This is a genomic window from Aurantiacibacter atlanticus, from assembly GCF_001077815.2.
GTDB classification, from domain to species: Bacteria; Pseudomonadota; Alphaproteobacteria; order Sphingomonadales; family Sphingomonadaceae; genus Alteraurantiacibacter; species Alteraurantiacibacter atlanticus.
In genome coordinates, this window is sequence record NZ_CP011310.1 from 299,035 (window position 1) to 324,153 (window position 25,119).

The 25,119-nt window shown below is 59.3% G+C and carries 21 protein-coding genes; 10 read left to right on the forward strand and 11 right to left on the reverse strand.

Annotated elements, in window-relative coordinates; genetic code table 11:
• Positions 1-117: 117 nt before the first annotated feature.
• Genes holA through CP97_RS01485 form a run of 4 tightly spaced genes read right to left on the reverse strand, consistent with a single transcriptional unit; the run spans position 118 to position 4,650 of the window.
• Positions 118-1,152, reverse strand: a complete 1,035-nt coding sequence (holA, locus tag CP97_RS01470) for a DNA polymerase III subunit delta (RefSeq protein WP_048884488.1) — start codon at positions 1,150-1,152, stop codon at positions 118-120.
• Complete coding sequence (gene lptE / locus CP97_RS01475) at positions 1,149-1,646, reverse strand: LPS assembly lipoprotein LptE (protein ID WP_048884489.1); 498 nt, start codon at positions 1,644-1,646, stop codon at positions 1,149-1,151. The genes holA and lptE overlap by 4 nt, the downstream gene beginning before the upstream one ends.
• Positions 1,643-4,162: a leucine--tRNA ligase gene (gene leuS, locus CP97_RS01480; RefSeq protein WP_048884490.1), complete on the reverse strand. Its 2,520-nt coding sequence runs from the start codon at positions 4,160-4,162 to the stop codon at positions 1,643-1,645. The genes lptE and leuS overlap by 4 nt, the downstream gene beginning before the upstream one ends.
• A gap of 20 nt (positions 4,163-4,182) precedes the next feature.
• Positions 4,183-4,650, reverse strand: a complete 468-nt coding sequence (locus tag CP97_RS01485) for a DUF3576 domain-containing protein (RefSeq protein ID WP_048884491.1) — start codon at positions 4,648-4,650, stop codon at positions 4,183-4,185.
• 335 nt (positions 4,651-4,985) lie between these two features.
• On the opposite strand from CP97_RS01485, the gene CP97_RS01490 reads away from it, so the two are divergent.
• Together CP97_RS01490 and phbB are read left to right on the forward strand one after the other, a co-directional pair.
• Positions 4,986-5,780 (forward strand): hypothetical protein, encoded by a 795-nt coding sequence (locus tag CP97_RS01490; RefSeq protein WP_048884492.1) that lies wholly within the window; start codon positions 4,986-4,988, stop codon positions 5,778-5,780.
• 128 nt (positions 5,781-5,908) lie between these two features.
• Positions 5,909-6,631: an acetoacetyl-CoA reductase gene (gene phbB / locus CP97_RS01495; protein ID WP_048884493.1), complete on the forward strand. Its 723-nt coding sequence runs from the start codon at positions 5,909-5,911 to the stop codon at positions 6,629-6,631.
• 46 nt (positions 6,632-6,677) lie between these two features.
• Here phbB and CP97_RS15755 read toward each other — a convergent pair whose 3' ends face one another.
• Both CP97_RS15755 and CP97_RS15760 read right to left on the reverse strand, forming a co-directional pair.
• The gene (locus tag CP97_RS15755; RefSeq protein WP_149036397.1) at positions 6,678-6,842 is read right to left on the reverse strand and encodes a DUF4019 domain-containing protein; all 165 of its coding nucleotides are present in this window, start codon (positions 6,840-6,842) and stop codon (positions 6,678-6,680) included.
• A gap of 98 nt (positions 6,843-6,940) precedes the next feature.
• Positions 6,941-7,345, reverse strand: a complete 405-nt coding sequence (locus CP97_RS15760; protein ID WP_048884495.1) for a helix-turn-helix transcriptional regulator — start codon at positions 7,343-7,345, stop codon at positions 6,941-6,943.
• A 193-nt stretch (positions 7,346-7,538) separates the two neighbouring features.
• On the opposite strand from CP97_RS15760, the gene CP97_RS01505 reads away from it, so the two are divergent.
• Positions 7,539-7,784: a ribbon-helix-helix domain-containing protein gene (locus CP97_RS01505; protein ID WP_048884496.1), complete on the forward strand. Its 246-nt coding sequence runs from the start codon at positions 7,539-7,541 to the stop codon at positions 7,782-7,784.
• Here the strand turns inward: CP97_RS01505 and CP97_RS01510 are convergent.
• Positions 7,778-8,020, reverse strand: a complete 243-nt coding sequence (locus tag CP97_RS01510; protein ID WP_063612331.1) for a hypothetical protein — start codon at positions 8,018-8,020, stop codon at positions 7,778-7,780. The genes CP97_RS01505 and CP97_RS01510 overlap by 7 nt on opposite strands.
• 133 nt (positions 8,021-8,153) lie before the next feature.
• On the opposite strand from CP97_RS01510, the gene galU reads away from it, so the two are divergent.
• On the forward strand, positions 8,154-9,029 hold the full coding sequence (gene galU, locus CP97_RS01515) for a UTP--glucose-1-phosphate uridylyltransferase GalU (RefSeq protein ID WP_048884498.1): 876 nt from the start codon (positions 8,154-8,156) through the stop codon (positions 9,027-9,029).
• A gap of 89 nt (positions 9,030-9,118) precedes the next feature.
• Here galU and CP97_RS01520 read toward each other — a convergent pair whose 3' ends face one another.
• The 3 genes from CP97_RS01520 to glnE all read right to left on the reverse strand — a co-directional run bounded on the left by CP97_RS01520 (position 9,119) and on the right by glnE (position 13,371).
• Complete coding sequence (locus CP97_RS01520; protein ID WP_048884499.1) at positions 9,119-9,781, reverse strand: M23 family metallopeptidase; 663 nt, start codon at positions 9,779-9,781, stop codon at positions 9,119-9,121.
• 438 nt (positions 9,782-10,219) lie between these two features.
• Entirely contained in the window at positions 10,220-10,693 is a 474-nt protein-coding gene (locus tag CP97_RS01525; protein WP_048884500.1) for a peroxiredoxin, read from the reverse strand.
• Complete coding sequence (glnE, locus tag CP97_RS01530; protein WP_048886607.1) at positions 10,693-13,371, reverse strand: bifunctional [glutamate--ammonia ligase]-adenylyl-L-tyrosine phosphorylase/[glutamate--ammonia-ligase] adenylyltransferase; 2,679 nt, start codon at positions 13,369-13,371, stop codon at positions 10,693-10,695. Before glnE ends, CP97_RS01525 begins: the two co-directional genes overlap by 1 nt.
• A 136-nt stretch (positions 13,372-13,507) precedes the next feature.
• On the opposite strand from glnE, the gene CP97_RS01535 reads away from it, so the two are divergent.
• The 3 genes from CP97_RS01535 to CP97_RS16610 are packed head-to-tail and all read left to right on the forward strand — an operon-like array spanning position 13,508 to position 16,329.
• Positions 13,508-15,148, forward strand: a complete 1,641-nt coding sequence (locus CP97_RS01535; RefSeq protein WP_048884501.1) for a M28 family metallopeptidase — start codon at positions 13,508-13,510, stop codon at positions 15,146-15,148.
• A gap of 4 nt (positions 15,149-15,152) precedes the next feature.
• The gene (locus CP97_RS01540) at positions 15,153-16,169 is read left to right on the forward strand and encodes an agmatine deiminase family protein (protein WP_053106668.1); all 1,017 of its coding nucleotides are present in this window, start codon (positions 15,153-15,155) and stop codon (positions 16,167-16,169) included.
• Positions 16,170-16,203: 34 nt separating this feature from the next.
• Positions 16,204-16,329 (forward strand): hypothetical protein, encoded by a 126-nt coding sequence (locus CP97_RS16610; RefSeq protein ID WP_257730334.1) that lies wholly within the window; start codon positions 16,204-16,206, stop codon positions 16,327-16,329.
• Positions 16,330-16,405: 76 nt separating this feature from the next.
• Here CP97_RS16610 and thrS read toward each other — a convergent pair whose 3' ends face one another.
• Positions 16,406-18,418, reverse strand: a complete 2,013-nt coding sequence (gene thrS / locus CP97_RS01545; RefSeq protein ID WP_048884503.1) for a threonine--tRNA ligase — start codon at positions 18,416-18,418, stop codon at positions 16,406-16,408.
• An 86-nt stretch (positions 18,419-18,504) separates the two neighbouring features.
• On the opposite strand from thrS, the gene CP97_RS01550 reads away from it, so the two are divergent.
• From CP97_RS01550 to CP97_RS01560, 3 genes are all read left to right on the forward strand, one after another.
• On the forward strand, positions 18,505-19,251 hold the full coding sequence (locus CP97_RS01550; RefSeq protein WP_048884504.1) for an alpha/beta hydrolase: 747 nt from the start codon (positions 18,505-18,507) through the stop codon (positions 19,249-19,251).
• Positions 19,248-20,237, forward strand: a complete 990-nt coding sequence (locus CP97_RS01555; RefSeq protein ID WP_048884505.1) for an LLM class flavin-dependent oxidoreductase — start codon at positions 19,248-19,250, stop codon at positions 20,235-20,237. The genes CP97_RS01550 and CP97_RS01555 overlap by 4 nt, the downstream gene beginning before the upstream one ends.
• Positions 20,238-20,383: 146 nt before the next feature.
• Positions 20,384-25,114, forward strand: coding sequence for an NAD-glutamate dehydrogenase (locus CP97_RS01560; RefSeq protein ID WP_048886608.1), 4,731 nt, complete (start codon positions 20,384-20,386; stop codon positions 25,112-25,114).
• Positions 25,115-25,119: the final 5 nt, after the last annotated feature.

Here is a 25,119-nt window from a genome sequence, read left to right on the forward strand (position 1 = left end):
TGAGGTTATCGTTTTGTGTCTAAGCAATAATACTTAGCACTTGATAACGTTCCGATTGGCCATTTTACATCTTTCGTGCAGCAGAAAGAGGCGAACTGTGGCACTAATGCGCCAGGTTCAGCGGCGCGCCGCCGCGTAATGGGCGATTTGCACCAGTTCTCGGGCCAGCAGCAACTCGGCCGTCTGGCTATTGGCCAGCAGGGCGCGATGCAGGTCGGCCAAACGAGGGACAAGCCGCTCCAGCTTGCCGCCGCTCCAGCGTTTGAGCTGGTCGCCGACCTCGCGGTGCTCCTTGAAGAACACGCCATTCGCCTTGAGAAATTGATCCATCCTGTCACCGTGACGCATCTTGGGCGCGAGCATGGCCAGTTGGGCTGCACGCCGCTCCATCGCCAGTGCCACGCCGACAGGATTGAGAGAGACTTCCTTCATCCGCGCCAGTTCCGCCGGCAGCTTGTTCAGTTCCCCTCCCAGTGCGGCATTGACGAGCGGCATGAAGCCATCTTCCTCGGTTTTCGCACCGATAGCATCAAAAGCGGTCTGGTCAGCAAGCTTGGGCGATTGCGGAGAGGCATCGAGATAGAGCGCCAGCTTGTCGATTTCCGATTGCGCCAGCCGTACATCCAGACCGGCCGCGCGGGCGATTGCTTCGGCCAGCACGCCGTCAAGCCGCATCCCCGATGCATCGGCCATGGCACGAACATCTGCCGTCATCGATTTCAGATCTGGCGGATAAAAGACTGCGACCAGCGCATCGTCCCTTTTCAACAGCAGTTTGGCACTGCGCGATTTATCCGTTGCCGAAGTAGCAATGATGAATATCGGCCAGCCCTGCTCTACTTCGCCGCGATCCACCAGTTCAGCCCAAGCGGCAATTGCATCATGCGCTTCTTCTCCTGAAACACGCGCAACAATGTGCCGCGTGTCGCCAAAAAGTGAAGTGGAACGTGCTTCGTCGACCAGTTTCGACGGATCGGATTTCAGATCGCTGCCCGAAAGATCAACTCGCTCTCCCGCTTCAGGAAGCGTTTCCACAAGCTTGGCAACGCCTGCTGAAGCGCCGGCTTCATCCTGCCCGCAAAAGAAGAACAGGCGGCATTTCTTTGCCGCGCGTTTCGCGGCTTGGGCGTAATCGCGCTGGGTCGCCTTCACTGCTGCATTGCGCGCAATGTGCGCGTCAGCCGCACGACGATCTGATCCGCGACTTCCTGCGTCAAATTTTCCAGCGCGGTCTGTTCTGCGGCAATCGTCGCATATTCGCTGCCCACCACATCGATACCAGCGTCGGAGCCGGCGGTTGCATCGACAATGATCGTGCCATCGCTTGTGTCGACCAATTGATAGCGGGCGCGCAGCGTGCGCCTTTCGCGGCCTATCGTGTCGTCAGTAAGCAGGCCCAGCCCTTCAAGCTGGTCATCAAGAACCACGTCGAGCCGGTATTGCGCACCGCCTTCACCATTGCCCCGCCCAAGCCTGTCCGACAGCGCATTGCGCATGAGCCAGCCTTCGTCGCCCGAAATGGAAGCGACTTCGACCTGCGCAAGACCACGCGCAACGGCGCCATTGGAGCCGCCAGCATAGATAGGCTGCAAGCCGCAGGCAGAAAGAGCCAGAAGAAGGCCTAGCGGAGCGAGAAAGCGTTTCATGTCACAATATTCACCAGCCTGTCGGGCACCACGATAATCTTGCGAATTGCAGCCCCGTCAAGCGAACGCTGGACCTTATCGCTAGCGAGTGCAAGCGCCTCCAGATCTTCTTTCGGCGCACCTTTAGGGGCTGTAAGCGTATCGCGCAATTTGCCCTTGTGCTGCACGGCGATGGTGACTTCGTCTTCCACCAGCAGTGCGGCATCCACTTCGGGCCAGGGTGCCTGCGCGACAAGCCCATTGCCGCCCATTGCTGCCCAGCCCTCTTCTGCCAGATGCGGCATCATCGGCGATGCCATCAGCAGCAGGGCGCGGATCGCATGATTGCGATCTGCTGAAGGCGCGGCTTTCTCCGTTGCGCTGGTGAGTTCGTAAAGGCGGGCAACCGCCTTGTTGAAAGCCAATGCCTCAATATCCGAAGCCACAGCGGCAATCGCCTGATGGGTCTTGCGCGCCAGATCCTTGTCTTCGCCCGATGCACTGTCATCATATTGGCCAAACATGCGCCACAAACGCTGAACAAAACGCCCGCAACCCTCTATGCCCGCTTCTGACCACGGCAGATCACGTTCGGGCGGGCTGTCGGATAACATGAACCAGCGCACCGCATCGGCACCATAATCGCGGATGATATCCTCGGGATCGACGACGTTTTTCTTCGACTTGGACATTTTGATGACCTTGCCGATATTGACCGGCTGGCCATCCGCGCTAAGCATTGCGCCATCGCCCGAACGCGTCACCTCGGCTGGCGTGAAATAGGTCTCGCGCGCGCCATCCTTGCGGCTGTAGGTTTCATGCGTGACCATGCCTTGCGTAAACAGGCTGGCAAACGGTTCGGTCACGTCAAGTTTACCAATACTCGCCAGCGCGCGGGTCCAGAAGCGGGCATAGAGAAGGTGCAGGATCGCATGCTCGATCCCGCCGATATACTGGTCGACCGGCATCCATTGCGCGACTTCCGCAGCGTCAAAAGGCGCGTCATCAGGCTGGCTGGCAAAGCGCAGGAAATACCAGCTTGAATTGACAAAAGTATCGAGCGTGTCGGTTTCACGCTGTGCTTCGCCGCCACAATCGGGGCAGGCAACGTTCTTCCAGCTCGGATGGCGCAACAGCGGATTGCCAGGAGAGGAGAAATCCACGTCTTCGGGCAGTTTGACGGGGAGCTGGTCCTTGGGGACCGGCACCACGCCGCAGGCCTGGCAATGGATGAAGGGTATCGGCGTGCCCCAGTAACGCTGGCGGCTCACGCCCCAATCGCGCAGGCGCCACACGGTTGTGCCCTTGCCCCAATTTTCTTCTTCAGCGCGCGCAATCACCGCGCGCTTGGCGTCTTCCACTTCCATTCCGGAGAGGAAATCCGAATTGACAATCACGCCGTCGCCCGGCTCTGCTTCGCCGACAAATTCCTTGTCCGCCTCTGCTTCGCTCGCGGCTACGACGCGGGGAATTGGCAAACCATATTTGATCGCAAACTCAAAGTCACGTTGGTCATGGCCAGGCACCGCCATAATCGCGCCGGTGCCGTAATCCATCAATACGAAATTGGCGATATAGACGGGCAGATGCTTGCCAGTGAACGGGTGCCTTGCACCGATACCGGTGTCAAAGCCCAGCTTTTCAGCCGTTTCCTGTTGAGCAGCGGTCGTGCCACCGCGCTTGCACATGTCGATGAATTTTGCGGCATCGCAATTATTGGCGGCAACGCTCTCGGCCAATGGATGATCCGGAGCGACCGCAACAAAGCTGGCACCAAAGATCGTATCGGGCCGTGTGGTATAGACCGGCAGCCTGTCACCATTGGAGAGGTCAAAGGAAAATTCCAGACCCTGGCTTTTGCCGATCCAGTTTTCCTGCATCAGCCTGACCTTTTGCGGCCAGCCATCAAGGCCCCCTACGCCTTCGAGCAATTCATCGGCAAAATTCGTGATCTTGAGGAACCACTGGTTGAGCTTGCGCTTTTCGACCTCTGCGCCCGAACGCCAGCCCTTGCCGTCAATGACCTGCTCATTCGCGAGCACTGTCATGTCAACCGGGTCCCAATTGACCTCGCTTTCCTTGCGGTAAACCAACCCTGCCTTGAACAGATCCAGGAACAGCGATTGTTCGTGCCCGTAATAGGAAGGGTCGCAGGTCGCGAATTCTCTCGACCAGTCGAGCGCGAAGCCAAGCTGCTTCAGCTGCCCCTTCATCGTCTCGATATTCTTGTAGGTCCAGCCGGCGGGATGCACGCCCTTTTCCATCGCCGCGTTTTCAGCCGGCATGCCAAAGGCGTCCCAGCCCATGGGGTGCAATACCTCATGCCCCTGCATCTTGCGATAGCGCGCCAGCACATCGCCCATCGTGTAATTACGCACATGGCCGATATGGATGCGCCCGCTGGGGTAAGGAAACATCTCCAACACATAGCTCTTGGGCTTGGTGCTGCTGCTATCAGCCTCGAAACAGCGGGCGTCGTCCCACGCGGCTTGCCAGCGCCTGTCGGCAACAGACGGGTCGAATCGTTCGTTATTCATGCATGGCCCCCTAGCGGGACTTAGTTGACGGTGGAACGCCTGAGATCGCGCGCCTTGGTAAGGATGATGCCTTCAAGGCGCTGTATCGTGGCCGCCTGCACAGGAGCCTCCACCCAGGTGCCGTTCTGCAAGACCTGGCGGCTGGCCGCCACGCGCAGGGCATCGGCACGCAAGGTCTGGTCAAGAATGGCCACCGAAACCTTGACCCGTTCAGACGGCGTGTCCGGGTTCACATACCAATCCGTGATCAGCACGCCGCCGGAACTGTCCGCCTGCGTCAGCGGCATGAAGGACAGCGTTTCGAGGCTGGCGCGCCAGAGATAGGAATTCACCCCGATGGATGTCACCTGGGCAGCCGCCAGATCGGCACGGACCCGTTCGTCATTCCCGCCGCCACAGGCCACGAGGCCGAGAGTGGCGAAACCGAGCAGGCCCGCAGCAGCGATCCGGCGGGTCTTGTTGAACGGGCGAATGGAGGTTTGTGCCATTTGAAGTCCTGTAATCGCGTGATGGGGCAAGGCCGCCCCGGCTTGCCGCCTCTATACAAGGCGGAAGGCGCGCGGCAAGGCGAAGCGTAACAAAGCGCACAAATGCGCGCCCTGCCCGTGAACCGGCGCTTAATGCCCGGAATGCCGATAGTGCAGGCCGGGAACAGAGCGATTCTTGTGCCGTTGCGGCAACAGTTTGAAAAAAGACTCAAACATCAGACACATTTTGTAGAAAAAGGCCGCAGGGATGGCTAGTTAATGAGTCGCAGGAGCACGTTCGAATCGATTCTTTCGTTCATGCGTTGTCCAGCGATAGGGGATTACGGATCTAGATTATGGCTTTCGATGGGAACAGTTTGTCAGGCAAGGTGGCGCTTATAGCGTCTGCCATGCTGCTGGCTGTTGCCTTGCCAAGCTCAGGCTTTGCTTTCGGACTTCTCGAAAAAGATGATGCGCCCGGATCCGTGAATGAATTTTCTTTCACACCCGCCGCTGCCGATCCTGCTGTCGCGCAGATGATTGCTGACGGCACTAGCGGGCGGGGGCGCATGATGCGCTTTACTCCGGCAGGTGCCACCAGCGCGCGCAGCGAACGATCCGTAACGGTTGCCGTGCGGATTGATCAGGAATCGGCGCGGGCGCTTGCTGCATCGGGCGTTACGGCCCAATCGCGGGACGCTGCCAATGTGTCCGGCGGCCTTCGTGTGACACCGATGCGCTATAATCTTGGCCTTACCCGTGGCTATGGCAGCTTTGGGCAAAGCTCTTCACAACTTGCCAGCCGCGTGGCCAGCAATGGCACCGGAACTGCTGCGTCAGGCGTATCCTTGTCGCGGTCGCTTTCGGATGCCGCCATTCCCGACCTGTCCACCTATGCGCCGCGCAGCACCGTTCGCAAGAATGATAGCCGCTTTGCGGCACGCGTTGAAATGGACGAAAACCGCTCTGCCACGACACGCGGCGATTTGGGCGACCAGCTTCTTGATCTCGGCGGCAGTTACCGCCTGACCAACAATCTCGATATTACTGCAGGCGTCCGTTATGAACAGGACCGCGAGATTGTTCCCCTGCCAGATATTGATCAGCAAGACAGCCAGGCTGTTTACGTCGGCACCCAATTCCGCTTCTGACAACTCCGCCAGGAAGGCTCTATGAATTTGTATGCACGACCTCGCTTTGGCGGGGTTTTTCTTTGCGCATATATCTCCCATTGCTTAGGATCACAGCGTAATCCGGCTAATGATTGGAGAGGAATAGAATGAGCAAAATAGCAGTTGTCACTGGGGGGACGCGCGGTATCGGGCGGGCCATTTGCAAATCGTTGAAGGATGACGGCTTCACCGTCGTCGCCATCTATGCCGGCAATGAGGAGAAGGCCCGCTCTTTCACCGATGAATGCGGCATTCCTGCATATAAGGTTGATGTGGGCGATCACGAAGCCGTGCTAGCCGGTTGCAAGAAGATCGAAGAGGATGTCGGCCCTATCGATATCGTGGTGAACAATGCCGGGATCACACGTGACGGCACCTTGCTCAAAATGAGCTATGAGGAATGGGATGATGTCATGCGCATCAACCTTGGCGGTTGCTTCAACATGGCCAAGGCTACCTTCGCCGGCATGAAAGACCGCAAATGGGGCCGCATCATCAACATCGGTTCGATCAATGGGCAGGCAGGGCAATATGGCCAGGTCAATTACGCCGCTGCCAAAAGCGGTATCCACGGCTTCACCAAGGCGCTGGCTCAAGAAGGTGCACGAAGCGGCATCACGGTCAACGCGATTGCGCCGGGCTATATAGACACCGACATGGTGGCTGCCGTCCCTGAAAACGTGCTCGAAAAGATCGTGGCAAGAATCCCGGTCGGTCGTCTCGGCCAGGCGGAAGAAATCGCTCGCGGCGTAAGCTTCCTCGCCTCGGAAGATGGCGGCTTCGTCACCGGGTCGACATTGTCGATCAACGGCGGTCAGCACATGTATTGATTCGAAGGGGCGCGTTTTCCTTTCCAGCACGCGCCCGTTCGCATTGTCACGAGATCGTGATCCCGGCGATTTTCCATTCGCCGTTTTCACGCATCAGAGACACCGTCTCTATTGCTTCCCGGCTCTCAAATCGGGTGTGAAATCTTACGACCAGATAGCCCTTGGGAGGTGCTGGCACGCTTTCCTGCGCGACCAAAGTTCTAGTCAGCATGGCGCCCAGCGGCGCCCTGCTTCTTGCGATGCCTGTGCCCACTCCCCCAGCGTATTGAGATCCTGAAACGATTGCGCTGTCTTGTCCCAGCTTTCCTCTCAATCACCTGCATCGAGCAAGGCCTGCCACGCGCGGGCAGTCTTAGCGCCATCATTTTGAGATACAGTCGCCGGCTCTGCCGTCGTTTCGCGCAGATCGTTTCCGGGCGTGAAGGTGAGCAACGCTATTGTTGCGAGAAATGGTATCATAATGAGCAGTCCTCCGATTATCCAGACAAGGGATAGCCTCGCCTTTCCACCGTGTTCCGGTGCTGCTTCATCCGACGTGTTTCCCCCTGGCGGGTCGCCCCCCAAATCTATGGATACAAGAGGTTTGTGTTCTGCGCCCTCTCCATCGAGCAACAGGCGGGCGGCTTCCTTGCTGCTGGTAACCTGGAGTTTGCGCCGCGCCTTGCGCAGGCGCGCATTGATGGTGTGAACCGAAAGACCAAGCTCGCTTGCCATCGATTATGCATCATGACCTTGCAGGATCAGCCGCAAGGTACCTTTTCCTTATCGGTCAGTGAATGAATGGTCCCGGCCATCTTTATCCTGCAGTCAGATCGCATGCCCGGTTCGGTCTGGTCTGCGGGATTATCGCCAGCCACCCCAAAAAATTCGTATGGGCCAAGCTTGCGTTGTCTTATGATGGCTGCCCATGCAGACACCTTATCATCCGCCCGTAAAGCGCTCGGTAGAAATTGCGGGTCACAAGACCTCGATCAGTCTTGAGCCATTATTCTGGGACATGCTCCAGAGCGTGGCGGAGCGGGAGAGCCTTCCGCTCAACGCCATTATCGCGCGCGTCGATGCCGAGCGGATCGTCGTTGACAATCCGCCCGGCCTCGCAACTGCCGTCAGGCTCTGGCTTGCGGCAGATCTGTTGAAATCGCGCGATCAATAATTGGCAGGCGGATCGCTGGCAGGGAAACTTTCGTCGCTGGCCTCGTCAACTTCGTCCCATGTATCCTTGGCGGGCTTGCTGGCCATTGAATCCGGCCCTGCGTTGCGGACCTGCGCAAAATTGCTTCCGCCCGCTTCATCAGCTGCAAAAGCTTCATTCTTCTCAGCCTGCTTCTTTTCATAATAACGATAGCCAGCATAGCCGACGGCTCCGAGTGCTACGAGTCTCATTAACATGACAGCCTTCCTTTCTTTTGCATTTTTAACGCGCAAGCGAAGACTTGGTTCTGGCTGAGGCCAATAATATTAGTGGCCTTATCTTGCTGCAATCACGGTTGACCGCGCAGCGCCCATTTCGCATGACTATCGCATGAGCAATCGCAAACCCATTCGCAAAGCTGTCTTCCCTGTCGCCGGGCTTGGCACAAGGTTCCTTCCGGCCACCAAGGCCATACCCAAGGAACTGCTTCCCATCGTCGACAAGCCTCTGATCCAATATGCAGTTGATGAGGCGCGCGAGGCGGGAATTGAACAGATGATCTTCGTCACCGGCCGCGGCAAAACTGCCATCGTCGAACATTTCGACATCGCTTATGAGCTGGAATCCACCATGGCGGAACGCGGTAAGGATCTGGGAGTGCTGGAATCCAGCCGATTTACGCCGGGCGATATCATTACCGTGCGGCAGCAGGTGCCGCTAGGCCTTGGTCACGCGATCTGGTGCGCCCGTGCCATCGTCGGAGACGAGCCTTTCGCAATCCTGCTCCCCGATGAGATGATGGTGGGCCAGCCGGGCTGCATGGCGCAAATGATTGAGGCCTATAATGAAGTTGGCGGCAATCTTATTTCCGTGCTGGAAGTCCCGCAGGATGAAGTATCGAGCTATGGTGTGATTGATCCGGGCGAAGTCAGCGGTGCGCTAACCGAGGTCAGGGGACTGGTCGAAAAGCCACCGGCGGACAAAGCGCCTTCAAACAAGATTATCTCGGGCCGTTATATCCTCCAGCCCGAGGTCATGCGGACCTTGGAAAATCAGGGCAAAGGTGCAGGTGGAGAAATTCAGCTGACCGATGCCATGGCGCGCATGATCGGCGACCAGCCATTCCACGCGGTAACTTTCAACGGTCAGCGATATGATTGCGGAAGCAAGACGGGTTTTGTGGAAGCGACGCTGGCGCTGGCTCTTGAGCGTGAGGATCTTGGTGCGGAAGTTCGCGCAATTGCAGAGCGGCTTCTGGCGCGATAATCCCCGCGCATTTCCATCTAAATTACATATGACAAAGGCGGGACCATTGGGCCCGCCTTTTCATATGCTGTCGATGTCGGTCAGACCGCTTATTCAGGGCCGCCGCGAGCTGCGCGCTCATCCTCGTCAGCATCGAGATTGGCAACCATATAGGGAATGGGATTGACCGCTTCATTGGACACGCGGACTTCATAATGCAGATGCGGTCCGGTGGAGCGGCCTGTGGAGCCGACATAGCCGATGAGATCGCCGATGCGGACCTGCTCGCCCGAACTTACGGTGTAGCTCGATAGATGGGCATAGCGTGTTTCCATCTCGGCACCGTGGCCGATCTGGACATAATTGCCATAGGACCCGAAATATTGCGCCTTTTCGATAATGCCATCTGCGGTGGCGTAAACAGGTGTGCCGCGCGGTGCAGCCAGATCCACGCCATTATGGCGGCGGCGCTGGCGCAGGATCGGATGATTGCGCATGCCAAAGCCGCTGGTCAGCGTCACGCCGTCGACCGGCATGCGCGAGGGCACGGAAACTGCAAACTGGGTGGAGGTCACTTCACCGGTAGCCGTCATCGTGCCGCCGTTCTCAATGCCTTCCCAGCTGGCAAACAGCTCGGTGAATTCATTGTCGAGACCGCCCTGAGAAACATTGTTGACGGGGATTGTACCGCTGACGTCACGGGTTTCAGCCATTGCCGGAGTTGCCATTAGTGCGGCCGCGGCAGCCACGAGGCTAGTGATCTTGGCGAACATACGATCCCTTTTTCTTTTTTTTCAAACGCTTGCGCGCTTGCTTCTTAACCGCGCACATACCGTCCGTGGCGTCGCGGAAAAATTCTGTGAAACGTCGGAACCCCCCGCCGTCTCTTGAGTTTGATGTATGCGGTTAAAAGTTAACTACACAATACCAGCGCAGCTATCGCGCGGCAGACTGGCTGCAAGATGCGCCGAGTCGTTGAAACACCGCTTTATCGCACCCTCAGAAAATTCCGATTGCTGCCGATTCCGGGCAGATTTTCATGGATTTGCACGATTTTACCGTGTCGCACCGTGAATCTAATGGAATAGCTTGATCCCGGCGAAGCGTGGCAGTTTCCGGCGTCAAGGGCGGTGCGAAAGCTCGCGAATCGCAGCCACACGTCACAGGTGCCCAAAAGGGTTGAGCGGGGCCGAAAAGGTTTGAAGGCGTCTTTACAGCGCCTTTGCGGCTGCCAGCACTTCTTCGGCATGGCCCTTTACCTTCACCTTGCGCCACACTTGCACAATTCGGCCTTCCGCGTCGATCAGATATGTGGTGCGTTCCATGCCCATATATTTGCGGCCATACATGTTCTTTTCCACCCAGATTCCCAGCGCCTCCGCAATGCCATCGTCATCTGCATCGGATGCGAGCGGCGCTGCGAGGGAATGTTTGGCAATGAATTTCTCATGCTTTTTGGGTGGATCCTTGCTCACCCCCAACAGCTCTGTTTCGGCTGCGTCGAAAGCGGATTTCATCGCAGTGAAGTCCTTGTTCTCGGTGGTGCAGCCAGGGGTATCGTCTTTCGGATAGAAGAACATGACCAGCTTCCTCCCCTTAAAATCAGAAGGTTTCACGCTGTCGCCATCAGGCGTCTGCATGGCAATATCGGGCATCTTGTCCCCGGTATCGGGCCTCTCGCTCATCATTCTATCTCCAGTTCGTCACCAAAATGGGCGCGCCATTGTGCTGCAATATTGCGCCGCGATTCGTACAAGGATGCAACCAGTTGCGGATAGGTTTCGTGTCCGCAAGCCTTCGCCATCACGGCGCGGGTCGATTCCAGCGGCTCGCTCCCATCGGGGGCGAACAGCCTTTCGGCCACGAGGAAACGCGTAAGCGCAAGGTGATCATCGACATGGCTCGCCGGCAACAGGCCTGCATCGGCCAGCGTGCGAAGCGCCTTTTCCAGCGCCGGCTCCAGCGCAATACGTTCACGCAATTGCAGGTAATGGATGAGAAATTCAGAATCCATAAGCCCGCCGCGCAGCAGCTTCACATCGAGCGGCCCTTGCGGCGGCTTCGCCTTCACCACTCCCGCCCGCATCGTCAGCACATCATCGCGCAGCTTTGCCGCATCGCGCGGGGCAGTCAGCACATCGCGGACGATGCCCGCCAATGCATCACGCGCGCCATCAGAGCCATAGATCGGACGTGCGCGGGCGAGCGCCATATGTTCCCAAGTCCAGGCACTTTCATGCTGATATTTGGCAAAGGCTTCAAACCCCACTGCCAGGGGGCCTTGCTTGCCCTCCGGTCGAAGACGCGTATCTATTTCATAGAGCGCCCCCTCGGCGGTGGGGACAGTCAGGGCGGCGGTGACACGCGTGGCGAGGCGGTTGTAATAAAGCGCGGTGGAAAGCGGCCTCGGGCCATCCGATTCCAGACCGATATCGCCTGTAAACAGGAACACGATATCCAGATCGGATGCATGGGTCAGCGCCCCGCCGCCCAGCCGCCCCAGTCCCAATATCACCAGTTCACTATCAGGAATGACACCATGCGCCGCCTGAAATTCGCGTATAGCGCTATCCGCTCCTGTCGCCACCGCGGCTTCCGCCACGCGGCACAGGCCCTCGGCAATGTCGAGCGGATCGTGACGGCATTCGATCAATTGCACGCCTAGAGCAAAGCGTTCTTCGCCCACCACCTGCCGGAGACGATCGAGGCGCGCTTCGTAATCGCTTTCCTCGCTGCGGGCCATGCGCGCAGCCAAGGCATTTACTTCGCCTGGCAGATCAAGCGCACTTGCATCGATCAATGCATCGAGCAATTCGGGCCGCCGCGCCAATTCGTCGGCCAATGGTTGCGCGCGGGTGAGGATGCGCAACACCCTGTCGAGCAGGCCAGGGCGTTCTTCGAAAAGACGGAACAGATTGATGGCGCTAGGCAGGCGCGAGAGAAAGGTTTCCCATCGCGCCAGAGCGCGCGCCGGTTCGGGTGCATCGGCAAGCGCCTGCAACAGATCGGGCTGCATGGCGGCAAAGGCCTTGCGCGCCTCACCTGATCGCAAGGCGCGGATAGTGCCGCGCCAATGTTCCACCCGGGCGCGGAATTTATCCTCGAAAGCCTGTGGGACATTGACCGTGGTCGCGCCATCTGCGCCATCGTCCTCGCCAAGCAAATCGTCATATACCTGCGCCACCGCACCGCAGATCCGGCCAAGCTCATCCAGCAGCGCCGCACCATCCGGCAGGCCATCGAGATGCGCGACATTGTCGATTGCATCCGCATTGGCGGGCACTTCATGGGTCTGGCGGTCATCCACCATCTGGAAGCGGTGCTCTATCGTGCGCAGCCTGTCATAGCTTTCGCCGAGCAATTGCGCGTCGTCCGGTTTGATGATCTGCGCCGCAGCCAGCGCATCAAGTGCCTCTCGCGTGCCCTTGCAGCGCAACGCCGGCATACGTCCGCCATAAATCAGCTGGTGCGTCTGCGCGTAGAATTCGATTTCCCGAATGCCGCCCCGCCCGCGCTTGATATCAAACCCCGGCCTTGGTTCGCGCGGACCATCATAGGCAGAACGGATACGCGCGGTCAGCCTGCGGATTTCTTCGATTGCAGTGAAATCCAGGCTCTTGCGCCAGACAAAGGGGCGGATATCGTCGAGAAACCGCTGGCCCGCCGCGATGTCACCCGCTGCCGCGCGTGAGCGGATGAAGGCAGCGCGTTCCCACGCCAGCGCAGAGCTTTCATAATGTGAAATTGCACCATTGAACGAAAGCGCCAACGGGCTGACTTCACTGGCCGGGCGCAGCCGCAGATCCACCCTCAGGACATAGCCATCACCGGTGCGGGTCGAAAGCAATTCAACCAGATGGCGGGCATATCTTTGCGCCGCCTCGCCCGGCTCGTCCCGCTCGCGGCGGGGCAGGGTATCGGGATCGAACAGCAGGATCGGATCGATGTCGGAGCTGTAATTCAGCTCGCCCGCGCCCTGCTTGCCCAATGCCAGCCCGATAAAGCCGGTGGTGTCACCATCTGGCACACGGTGGCGCACTGCAGCCAGCATTGCGGAATCGAGCGCGCGATCCGCAAAAGCGCTCAATTCCTTCATGATCCGTGCCAGCGGAAAGGCCCCGGCAAGATCGCCCACCCCCAGCACCAGTGCCAGAGACAATCGCTCCCTGCGCAGCGCGAGGCCTGTATCCTCCGCGCCCTCGCCACTTGCCTTGGCAACTGCCAGCGCCTCATCGCCCTGACCCTTCTTCAGCATTTCGCCAAGTTCCGGTCGCCGCTCCAGCGCCAGCCGCAGGAAGGGCGAATGCTTCTGCGCACGGTCAATTGCCGATTGCCAGTCCCCAGCCATATCCGGGCCTGTCATGTGAGATCTGCTTTCATCGCGATCGGTCCTGCCCGCAGCCGCGCCGCGCGGCAAGGGGTGCGCCACAGCTTGCCCCGCATCGCACACGGTGCCAAACCGGTTGGCAACACGCAATTCAAGACCAGAAGAGGTCCATATGATCCGCAAGTTTGCCCCCGCCGCGCTGTTGGCGCTTGCCGCCTGCTCCACCACTCCGGTGCAGGAACCGCCGCAAATCTCGCTTGAAACCATGCAGGATGTCACGCGCACGCTTTCTTCCGATGCCTTCGAAGGGCGCGAACCGGGCACGCCGGGGGGCACGCGCACTACTCAATATCTGGCAGAAGAGTTCAGGGCTGCAGGATTGCAACCCGGCAATGGTACAAGCTGGCTGCAAGAAGTGCCTCTGGTAGAAATCACCAGCAGCAATTTCGCGCCGCTGACGGTGGGCGATCTGCAATTGGAACACGGCAGCCAATGGGTTGGCGTCAGCTATCCGCAGGTGGAGCGGACCGCGATTGCCGACAGCGAACTGGTGTTTGTCGGATACGGCATCAACGCGTCCGAACGCGGCTGGAACGATTATGCGGGCCTCGACATGGAAGGCAAAACCGCGCTCATCCTTGTCAATGATCCCGACTACGCTGAAGAAGGGCTAGAAGGCCCGTTCAATGGCCGCGCGATGACCTATTACGGGCGCTGGACATACAAATATGAAGAGGCCGCACGGCAAGGTGCGACCGCTGCCATCATCATCCACGAGGAATTTCCAGCCAGCTATGGATGGAACGTTGTTGAAGGCGGGTGGACGGGGGCGCAGGCCTATGCTGACACCGGCGATGGCGGCGCAAATGCTACTGACATGAACGGCTGGATTCAGGCCGATGCCGCGCGTGAGATCTTCTCCGCTGCCGGCATGGACATGGCCGAAATGGTGCGCGCGGCAAGCCAGCCGGGCTTTACGGCTGTCCCGCTGCAACTGGACCTGTCGACCAGCTTCGATAACGCCGTCCGGCGCTTTTCTTCCAATAATGTGATCGGAGTTCTGCCGGGCACCCAGCGGCCTACGGAATATGTGCTGCATACCGCGCATTGGGACCATTTGGGACGCTGCGGCGCTCCTGAAGACGAGGACCAGATCTGCAACGGCGCGGTCGACAATGCGACTGGCACCGCGGCGCTGGTCGCACTGGCGCAGGCCCATGCAGCCGCCGGACCGACCGCGCGCACGCAGGTGTTCCTGGCGGTGACTGCCGAAGAATCCGGTCTGCTCGGCTCTGAATATTACGGCGCGAACCCCGTGTTCCCGCTCGACCGCACGGTAGGCGGCGTCAATATCGACGCGCTCTATGTGCTGGGCGAAGCACAGGACGTTACGGTGATCGGCGGCGGCAAGAGCGATCTCGACAGCTATCTGGCTACGGCGCTCGCGGCGCAAGGGCGTAGCGCCACGCCTGATTCGGCCCCGCAGGCCGGACGATATTACCGCTCGGACCATTTCAGCCTCGCCAAGCGCGGCGTGCCGATGTTCTATGTAAAATCAGGACAGACGCTTGTTGAAGGCGGCTCGGAGGCTGGCGAAGCGGCGTATCTGGACTACAACACCAATCGCTATCACGCAGCGGGAGATGAATATTCCGATAGCTGGGATTGGGCTGGCGTAATGCAGGACCTTGATCTCTACTTCCGCCTTGCCCGCGCCTTGGGCGAGACAGGTGATTGGCCCAATTGGAATGCTGGGGATGAATTCCGTTCCATCCGCGATGCCAGCTGCGCTTCGGCGTCGACCGGCTGCTGAAGCAATGGAAAATACAACGCGCTTTGCCATGCCCGCCGAATGGGCACGGCAGGACTGGATATGGATCGGTTTCCCTGCCCATGCCGACCTTTGGGAATTCAATCTTGCGCCCGCGCAGGCGCAGATGGCGGCTTTTGCCAATGCCGTGGCAGAAACCGGACAACAGGTGCGCCTGGTGGTTCGCGATGAAAGCGCAGAGGAAGCGGCGCGCGGCCTCGTTTCGGGCGCAGTCGCGTTGGAGCGGCATCCCTATGGCGATATCTGGTTGCGCGATACTGGCCCGCTGGTCGTGCCGCAGGGTGATGGCTCCCGCCGCGCGCAAGGGTTCGGGTTCAACGGTTGGGGCGGCAAATATCTCCTCGAAGGCGATCAGGAGACCGGCCCATCGCTCGCCAAGGCAGGCGATATGCCATACACGCGGGCGGACTGGATTTTGGAAGGCGGCGCGGTGGAAAGCGATGGCACCGGCCTCGTGGTTACCACCGAGCAATGCCTCCTCAACCCCAATCGCAATCCGCAGCTTTCACGCGAACAGATATGGAGCAATCTGCAGCGCGACCTCGGCTTTTCGCGCATCTTGTGGCTGGGCGAAGGGTTGGCGGGCGATCATACCGATGGTCATGTGGACAATCTCGCGCGGATGGTCGCGCCCGGCACAATCGCCATTCCCGTCACCAGCGGAGCAGACGATCCCAATGCAGCGGTCTATGCCGACGCCCGCCAAAAAGCGCGCGCATTCGGACTGGACGTGCGCGATGTCCCGTCGCCGGGACTAATTGGCGATGAGGATGATGCGGAACCTGCCAGCTACATGAACTTCGCCATTTGTAATGATGTGGTGGTGGTGCCCACCTATGGCTCCCCGCACGATGAAGACGCTGTGGCCGCAATCGGCTCTCTGTTTCCCGAACGCAGTGCTGTGGGGCTGCGCGCCGATGCCGTGCTGACGGGCGGCGGCAGTTTTCACTGTGCCAGCCAGCACGTGCCGCTGGGGAATAGGCGGCGCAAGGGCGCATCTTAACTATTTGTTAGGGTTTGAAAGCGACAATCAGGCCATGGCCCACGCTATCGCTTACACCCGCAATCTTGCCCCCGATGTGCATGAATATGCACGCGTGGCCGTGGTGAGCTTTTGCGCGCTTGCGCTGATCGCGGCAGGCCAGGCCCTGCCTTTCGCCTGAAGGCGGCTCGGCTCTCCAGCTAATTAGATAAGCACAATTACGGCATCGCTCTTAGGCGAGGAGCCGAAGGCGGAGTTCAGCTTTTCAGATCCGGCGGCGTGGCGGCATCCTTTAGTAGGGCAATGGCGTCATTGAGGCTCATCACCCGCTGCTCTTTCTCGCCCAGCGTGCGCACGGCAACGGTGCCCTCCTCAGCCTCGCGCATACCCACCACCAGAAGGTGCGGCACTTTCGCCAAAGAATGTTCACGCACCTTGTAGTTGATCTTTTCGTTGCGGAAGTCGCTTTCGACGCGAATGCCCGCGGCTTCCAGCTTGGCGACCGCTTCTTTCCCGTACTCATCCGCATCGGATACGATGGTGGCGACAACCGCCTGCACCGGCGCAAGCCACACCGGTAGTCGACCAGCGAAGTGTTCGATCAAGATGCCGATGAAGCGCTCATAGCTGCCGAAAATGGCGCGATGGAGCATGACCGGGCGATGACGTTCGCCATCCTCCCCGACATAATTTGCATCGAGCCTTTCGGGCAGCACGCGATCTCCCTGAATGGTGCCGACCTGCCATGTGCGGCCAATCGCATCGGTCAGATGCCATTCCAGCTTGGGAGCATAAAAAGCACCTTCGCCGGGAAGTTCCTCCCATCCGTATTCCTCATTCGCCATGCCCGCTTCTGCCACGGCATCGCGCAATTCCTGCTCAGCCTTGTCCCAATCTGCATCCGAACCGAAACGCTGGCCAGGGCGCAGGGCCAGCTTGACGTGATAGGAAAATCCGAAGTCCTGATAGACCTCGTCGGCCAGCCGGCAGAACGCACGCACTTCTTCGACCACCTGTTCCTCGGTGCAGAAAATATGCGCATCATCTTGCGTAAACTGGCGCACGCGCATCAGGCCATGCAGCGCGCCATGCGGTTCGTTCCGATGACAGCAGCCCATCTCGCCCAGCCGGATCGGCAATTCACGATAGCTGGTGATGCCCTGCTTGAAGACCAGCACATGGGCCGGGCAGTTCATCGGCTTGATTGCCATCCACTGCGCATCGGCGGCAATCTTCGGCGTGGCTGCTGCACCGTCTTCATCCACCTCGGGCACGATATCGGGCACGGCAAACATGTTTTCGGCATATTTGCCCCAATGGCCGGATTGCTCCCACTGGCGCACATCCATCACCTGCGGAGTCTTGATTTCCTGATAGCCCGCGCCATCCATTTTGCGGCGCATATAGGCTTCAAGCTCGCGCCAGATGCGATAGCCCTTGGGGTGCCAGAAAACGCTGCCATGCGCCTCTTCCTGAAGATGGAACAAATCCATTTCGCGGCCCAGCTTGCGATGATCGCGCTTGCCCGCTTCTTCCAGCCGCATGAGATGCGCGTTCAACTGCTTTTTGTTAAGCCAGCCGGTGCCATAAATGCGCGTCAGCTGCGCATTTGCCTGATCGCCGCGCCAATAGGCACCTGCAACGCGCATCAGCTTGAAGGCTTCGGGATCGAGCTTGCCGGTGCTGGCAAGATGCGGGCCACGGCACATATCGAGCCAGTCCCCGCCGCTGCGATAAACCGTCAGTTCCTCGCCCTCGGGCAATTCCTGCGCCCATTCGGCCTTGAAGGTTTCGCCCTCGGCCACCCATTTGTCGATCAGTTGCTGGCGGGTCCACACCTCGCGCGTCAGCGGCTTGTCCGCCTTGATGATCTCGCGCATCTTTTCCTCGATCGCGGGCAAGTCGTCGACCGAGAAAGGGTCGCGCGTGTCGGGCGCCTTCACATCGTAATAGAAGCCGTCATCGGTGGCAGGGCCAAAGGTGATCTGGGTGCCGGGCCACAAGGCCTGCACCGCCTCTGCCAGGACATGCGCGAAATCGTGACGGGCAAGTTCCAGCGCCTCTGCCTCGTCCCGCGATGTGATGAGCGCCAGTTCCGCATCGCCATCGAAAGGGCGGTTTATGTCGCGGACTTCGCCGTTCACGCGCGCGGCGATGGCGGCCTTGGCAAGCCCGGGTCCAATCGCGGCGGCAACGTCGCCGGGTGTGCTTCCCGCTTCCATTTCGCGCACGGAACCATCGGGCAGGCTGATTTTGAGCAATTCGGTCATGCCATGCCACCTAGTCAGTCCGAAGGCGCGCGCCAAGAGTGCATTCGCCCTTGTGACTGCTGATTTGCAGCCCATACTTTAGTGTGATGATCGAAACACAGTTCCATCCATTGCCCGATGGCAGGCAGATTGCCTTTCGGCACACTCCCCCAAAAGCATCAGGCACCGGCTCTGCAGTGGTTTTCCTCCCGGGCTATATGTCCGACATGGCGGGCAGCAAGGCGACGGCAATTTTCGATCTTTGCGCAGCAACGGGCCGTGAATGTCTGTTGCTCGATTATTCGGGATGCGGGGAAAGCAGGGGTGATTTTGCAGACGGTTCGCTATCGCGCTGGCAAGAGGAGGTCTGTGCCCTCATTGATGCGCATGTCGAATGCGACAGGATCGTTGTGGCGGGGTCTTCGATGGGCGGCTGGCTGATGCTGCTGGTGGGACTGCAGCTGGGCGCGCGGCTTGCTGGCCTTGTCGGCATTGCCAGTGCGCCTGATTTCTCGGACTGGGGCTTCTCCGCAGAGCAGAAGGCCCAGCTGAAGAGCGGGCAGACCATCTATAAAGACAATCCCTATGGCTACGATCCTACGCCGACACATTCGCTATTCTGGAACGACGCGGCAAAGCATGAGCTTCTGGATGCGCCAATCGCGCTCAATTGTCCGGTGCGCCTGCTGCACGGGCAGGTTGATACAGATGTGGCGCCCGATACCTCGCTCCGCCTTGCCGCAGCGCTTGCCAGCGATGATGTGCAGGTCACCTTGGTAAAGGGCGGTGATCACCGCTTGTCGCGCGATACTGATATCGCGCTATTGTTACGTACATTGGAGATACTTGCATGAGCGCAGTCGATTTTTCGGTTCTCGATCTCGTCCCCGTTCGCGAAGGTGGCGATGTGGCGCAGGCCATTGCCGATGCGGGCAGGCTGGCGCAGGCAGCGGAAAAAGCCGGTTACAAGCGGTTCTGGGTAGCAGAACATCATGGCAGCGAAGGAATAGCGGGCGGCGCAACATCGGTCGTGCTCGCGCATATCGGCCATCTGACTGAAACCATCCGCATCGGCGCGGGCGGGATCATGCTGCCCAATCACAATCCCTTCGTGATCGCCGAACAATTCGGCGCGCTCGATGCCATGTTCGCCGGCCGCGTCGATCTGGGACTGGGACGCGCGCCTGGCTCCGCGCCTGTCATCGGACAGTTCCTGCGCAAGGATTTGCGCGCCGCTTCGGAATATTTCCCGCAGGATGTTGCCGAATTGCGCGCGCTTTTTGCAGGCGATCCGCAATTGCCCATCGCCGCGACACCGGGGCGCGGGGCGAAGGTGCAGATGTGGGTGCTTGGCTCCAGCCTGTTCGGCGCGCAGCTCGCCGCGCAATTTGGCCTGCCTTATGCCTTCGCCAGCCACTTTGCCCCCCAGCAGCTGGACGAGGCGCTGGCGACCTATCGTTCGCAATTTCGCCCGTCGGAAAGTCTGGACAAGCCCCATGTCATGGCCGCGATGAGCGTCCTGTGCGCCCAGACCGATGCCGAAGCGCATTTGCTGGCCAGTTCACAGGACCAGTCGTTCGTGCAGTTGATGAGCGGCGATCCCGGCAAATTGCCACCGCCAGTCGAGGGCTATCGCGACATGCTTCCTGACAAGGTGCGCGTCATGCTTGAACGCAGGGACGAAGCGCGCGCCGTTGGTTCTCCTGCCACTGTGCGCGACCGGGTCAGAAGCTTTATTACGCGGACACAGGCTGACGAGATAATCGTTGCAGGCCCCACATTTGACCCCGCCGCACGCGAGGCATCTCTGGCCCTCACCATGGATGCGCTGAACGGCTGAAAATCACGCAGGGAATTTGGTTTCTGCTGAAACATTTCCCGTGCATCGCACGACCCTCGGAGATAGAGCCGCACGGGAACTTCAGCTAGGCCACCGGGTAGGTCTATCGAGTCGATGCGTCGATGATCCAAGGAGAGATGCCAGCAATGTCCAGCACGAAGAGCGCCAGCGAAGCCAAAGCCACCCTTGCCAAAAAGGAACGCGCCTTCGCCAAGACGCTGGCCACGCGGATTAGCGATTCAATTCTGCCGGGCGAATTCTCGCTTGAAGGGAAGCAGCTGGAGGATGCCACCGCCTTCGTCATAGAAACCGCGCGGGAGCGCAAGGAGGGCCAGCCATCCATTTCCGTGCGTTCTGCCACCGATGGGCGGCGCTTCATGCGCATTGCGATCATCAATAAGGATATGCCGTTCCTGGTCGATTCGATCGGCGCTGTCATGGCCGCGCACGGGCTTTCGATAGATGTCCTGGTCCATCCGATCATTCCGGTGCGCCGCAAGGATGAAAAGCTGGAAGACGTGCCTGAAGGCGATGGCACTGGAGAAAAGAAGGAAAGCTGGGTCTATCTCGAGACCGAGCGGATCGACGCCAAGGAAAGGCGCGCCCTGGAAGCGGAATTGCGTGCATCCATCATAGATGTCCGGGCCGCTGTCTCCGACTGGCCGCAAATGCACGACATGATGGATGCCGATGCGGATCGCCTTTCGGATGCTGAAGGCGCCGCTCTGCTGCGCTGGCTATCGGGCGGGATGTTGACCCAATTGGGCCACATCACCCGCAATCGCGATGGCAAGGAAACTGACAAACTGGGCATCTGTCGCCGCTCGACACCTGATGTTCTTGCTGAAAATGCCTATGCCAAGGCGTTTGCCTGGTTTGATGGAGAGAATGGCGCGCCTGGCCGCGCCCCGCTGATCATCAAGGCCAACCGCCTGTCCAAGGTGCACCGCCGCGTACCGCTCGACCTGTTCGTGGTGCCGGTTTTGGAAAAGGGCCGCGTAGAGGCGATCTCGATCCATGCGGGCATCTGGACAAGCGCCGCGCTCGTCGCGTCGCCTGACAGCGTACCGGTTCTACGCCAACAGCTCAAGGCCATCATGGAACGGCTCGATTTCGATACTGGCAGCCATGATTACAAGGCGCTTGTCCATGCATTGACGGCGCTTCCACACGATCTCATCATCAGTTTTTCGGACGATGACATCACCCGCGTTGCCACCGCGATGATGACTTTGGCTGATCGCCCTCGTCCGCGCGCAACATTGGTCACTGCGCCCCTCGGCCGCCATGTGTTCGGCTTTGTGTGGCTGCCGCGCGACATGCTTTCTACCAGTGTCCGCTTGCAGGTGCAGGACTTGCTCGAACGCGAAAGCGGGGCGACCACGCTCGACTGGAGCATGATGGTCGAAGGCGGCAATCTTGCATTGCTGCGGTATGTGATGGACTTCCGCACAAAGCACGGCGCGCCCGATACTGAAGCGATCGACAAGGCTTTGCAGCAAATGCTGCGCGGCTGGAACGATGCCGTTGAAGAAGCGCTGGCCGCCAGCGAGGAACCCAATAGGGCCGCCGCGCTTGCCGCCCGCTATGCCGAGAGCTTCCCCTCCTTTTACCGCGCCACCTATGGCGCAGGCGAAGCGGCGAAGGATATCGTCCGCTTGCGCCAGCTTGCTACCCATGCCGAAGAAAGCGGGCAGGGCCGCGATGCAAGGCTATACCGCAAGGATGAGGATGGCGAAGACCGGCTGCGACTAAAGATTTACCAGCACAATGGCTCATTGCCATTGTCCGATGCTGTGCCTGCTCTGGAAAACTTCGGCTTTCGCGTTCTTTCCGAAGTTCCCAGCGAATTGAGCGGTGATGACACCGGCACGATCCACGATTTCGTGCTTGCCCTGCCTGCGGGCATGGAAGCGGGCACCGTGCTGGAGCGCGCGCCGACTATCGAGCATGCCGTGACCTGTGTGCTCAATGAAAAGGCAGAGGACGACGTGTTCAATCGCCTTGTCATCTCCGCTGCGCTGGACGGGCAGGAATCCAATTGGCTGCGCGCTTTTTATCGCTATCTGCGCCAGTCTAACGTCGCCTTTACAATCTATACGGTGGTCGATGCACTGGCGGGTGCGGAAAATGTCACGCGCGGCCTGATAAACCTGTTCCGCACCATGCATGATCCGGCTTTCAAGAATGATCGCGCAAAGGCTCGTGCCAAGGTGGAAGACGATATCCGCGCTGGCCTGGCCGAAGTCATGGCGATCAATGATGATCGGCTGCTGCGCCGTTATTGGGCGGTCATCAGCGCTGTCTTGCGCACCAATGCCTTTGCTCCTGCGGCAGATGAGGCGCTGGCCTTCAAACTTGATAGCTCGCTTGTCCCCGGCCTGCCAAAGCCCGTGCCATGGCGCGAGATTTTCGTATATTCGAACCGCGTCGAAGGCGTGCACCTGCGTGCGGGGCCAGTGGCGCGCGGCGGCCTGCGCTGGTCCGACCGGCGCGATGATTATCGCACCGAGATTCTCGGCCTGATGAAGGCTCAGAAGGTGAAAAATGCTGTCATCGTGCCGACCGGTGCAAAAGGCGGTTTCTACCCCAAGCAATTGCCCAGTCCGGCGCTTGACCGCGATGGCTGGTTTGCTGAAGGCAAGGCCAGCTACACTCTGTTCATCCGCAGTCTCCTGTCCATTACCGACAACATCGTTGACGAAAAAGTTGTCCACCCTGCAGACGTGGTGATCCACGATGGCGAAGACCCCTATTTCGTTGTTGCGGCAGACAAGGGCACGGCGACGTTCTCCGACACGGCAAATGCCATCGCGATGGAGCAGGATTTCTGGCTGGGCGATGCCTTCGCCAGCGGCGGCTCCAATGGCTATGATCACAAGGCCATGGGCATTACCGCGCGCGGCGCTTGGATTTCCGTGCAGCGCCACTTCCTCGAAATGGGCGTCGATGTGCAGGTCGATCCCATTCGTGTGGTTGGTTGCGGCGATATGTCGGGTGACGTGTTCGGCAATGGCATGTTGCTCAGCAAGTCGATCAAGCTGATTGCCGCCTTTGATCACCGTCACATCTTCATCGATCCCGACCCAGATGCGGCTGTCAGCTGGAAAGAGCGTAAGCGCCTGTTTGAACTGAAACGATCAAACTGGGCCGAATACAAGGAAGATCTGCTGTCGAAAGGCGGCGGCATCTATCCGCGCACGCTCAAGCGGGTTGAGCTTTCGGCAGAAGCAATCAAGGCGCTCGATATTCCGGCAGAGGATATGAAAGACGGTGCGCTTGATCCTGAAACGCTGATCCACCGCATCCTGAAAAGCCCGGCTGATCTCATCTGGTTCGGCGGGATCGGCACCTACATCAAGGCCAGCCATGAAAGTCACGCAGATGTTGGCGATCCGGTCAATGATGGCCTGCGTGTCGATGCGGAAAATCTGTGTGCCAAGGTCATTGGCGAAGGTGCAAATCTGGGTGCAACGCAGGCAGGACGGATCGAATTTTCGCTGCATGGCGGGCGGATCAACACCGATTTCATCGACAATTCTGCAGGCGTGGACTGTTCCGATAATGAAGTGAATATCAAGATCGCCCTGACCGCGGCACGGCGCGCGGGACGACTTTCTGAAGAACGCCGCAACGCCATCCTGAAAGACATGACAGAAGAAGTCGCCGGGCTTGTCCTCGAAGACAACCGGCTTCAGGCGCTGGCGCTCTCTATTGCCGAAAAGGGCGGCAGCCGGGCAATCGGGGCACAGGCGCGTGTCATCGAAATGCTCGAGGAACATGGCGGCCTTGACCGCCGCAACGAAGGGCTAGGCGATGCAGAGGCATTGGCGCGCCGCGCTGGCGATGAACAGGGCCTCACCCGGCCTGAGCTCGCGGTCCTGCTGTCGCATTCCAAGCTTGTCCTGCAGGATGCCGTAGAAGGCAGCGCACTTGCGGCCGATGATGCGTCAGACCCGCTGGTTCTGGGCGATTTCCCGCCGCAGATGCAGGAACAATTTACCCGGCAGGTGCTCGATCACCGCTTGCGCAATGAAATTGTCGGTACGGTTGTAGCCAACAAGCTAGTCAATCGCATGGGTATGATACACCCCTTCGAACTTGCCGAAGAAGAAGGTGCCGGGCTTGACGCCATTGGCGCGGCATTCGTGGGTGCCAGCGCCCTGCTTGGCATGGATCGGGTGTGGGAAATGCTCGACACTGCCAAGATGCCGGAAACAGCGCGGCTCATGCTGTTCGATCAGGCGGCATTGGCGCTACGCGGACATATGGCTGATCTACTGCGCGCGGGAACGGGCGATTTGTCTCCCTCGCAACTTGCGACAGAGATCGGCGGCATGGTCAATGAACTGGTCGACAAAGCCGATAACCTGCTCGGCCTCGAAGCGCGCAAGCATATCGAAGATATCGCTACGCGCATGGTTGAAAAGGGCGCAACGCAGGAGCCGGCCGATATGGTCGCCCGGTTGTTTGCTGTGGACGGTGCCATTGGCCTGTCTCGCCTTTCCAGCGATACGGGCATTCATCCTGTCGCTCTGGCGCAAGGCTTTATCGAACTGGGTGCGCTTCTGGGCATTGACTGGGCGCAATCGCGCGCTGCAGTGATGAGCCCCGCTGACCCGTGGGAACGGCTGCTCGTCGCCGGACTGGCGCGCGATTTCCAGCAGATGCGGTTTGATTTCCTGCGCAGTCTTGCCAAGCAGCGCGGCAAGAATTCGGGCGATCCGTCTGCCTTGATCGAAGAGTGGGCGGAGGAGCAGGACCATGTCATCGCACAGTTCCGCAGAATGATTACGCGGGCACGCGGCGCTACACCTGTCGCTCCGGCCATGCTGGCGCAAATCGCCAGCCAGGCACGTAATATGCTGCAAGGCTAGACTAC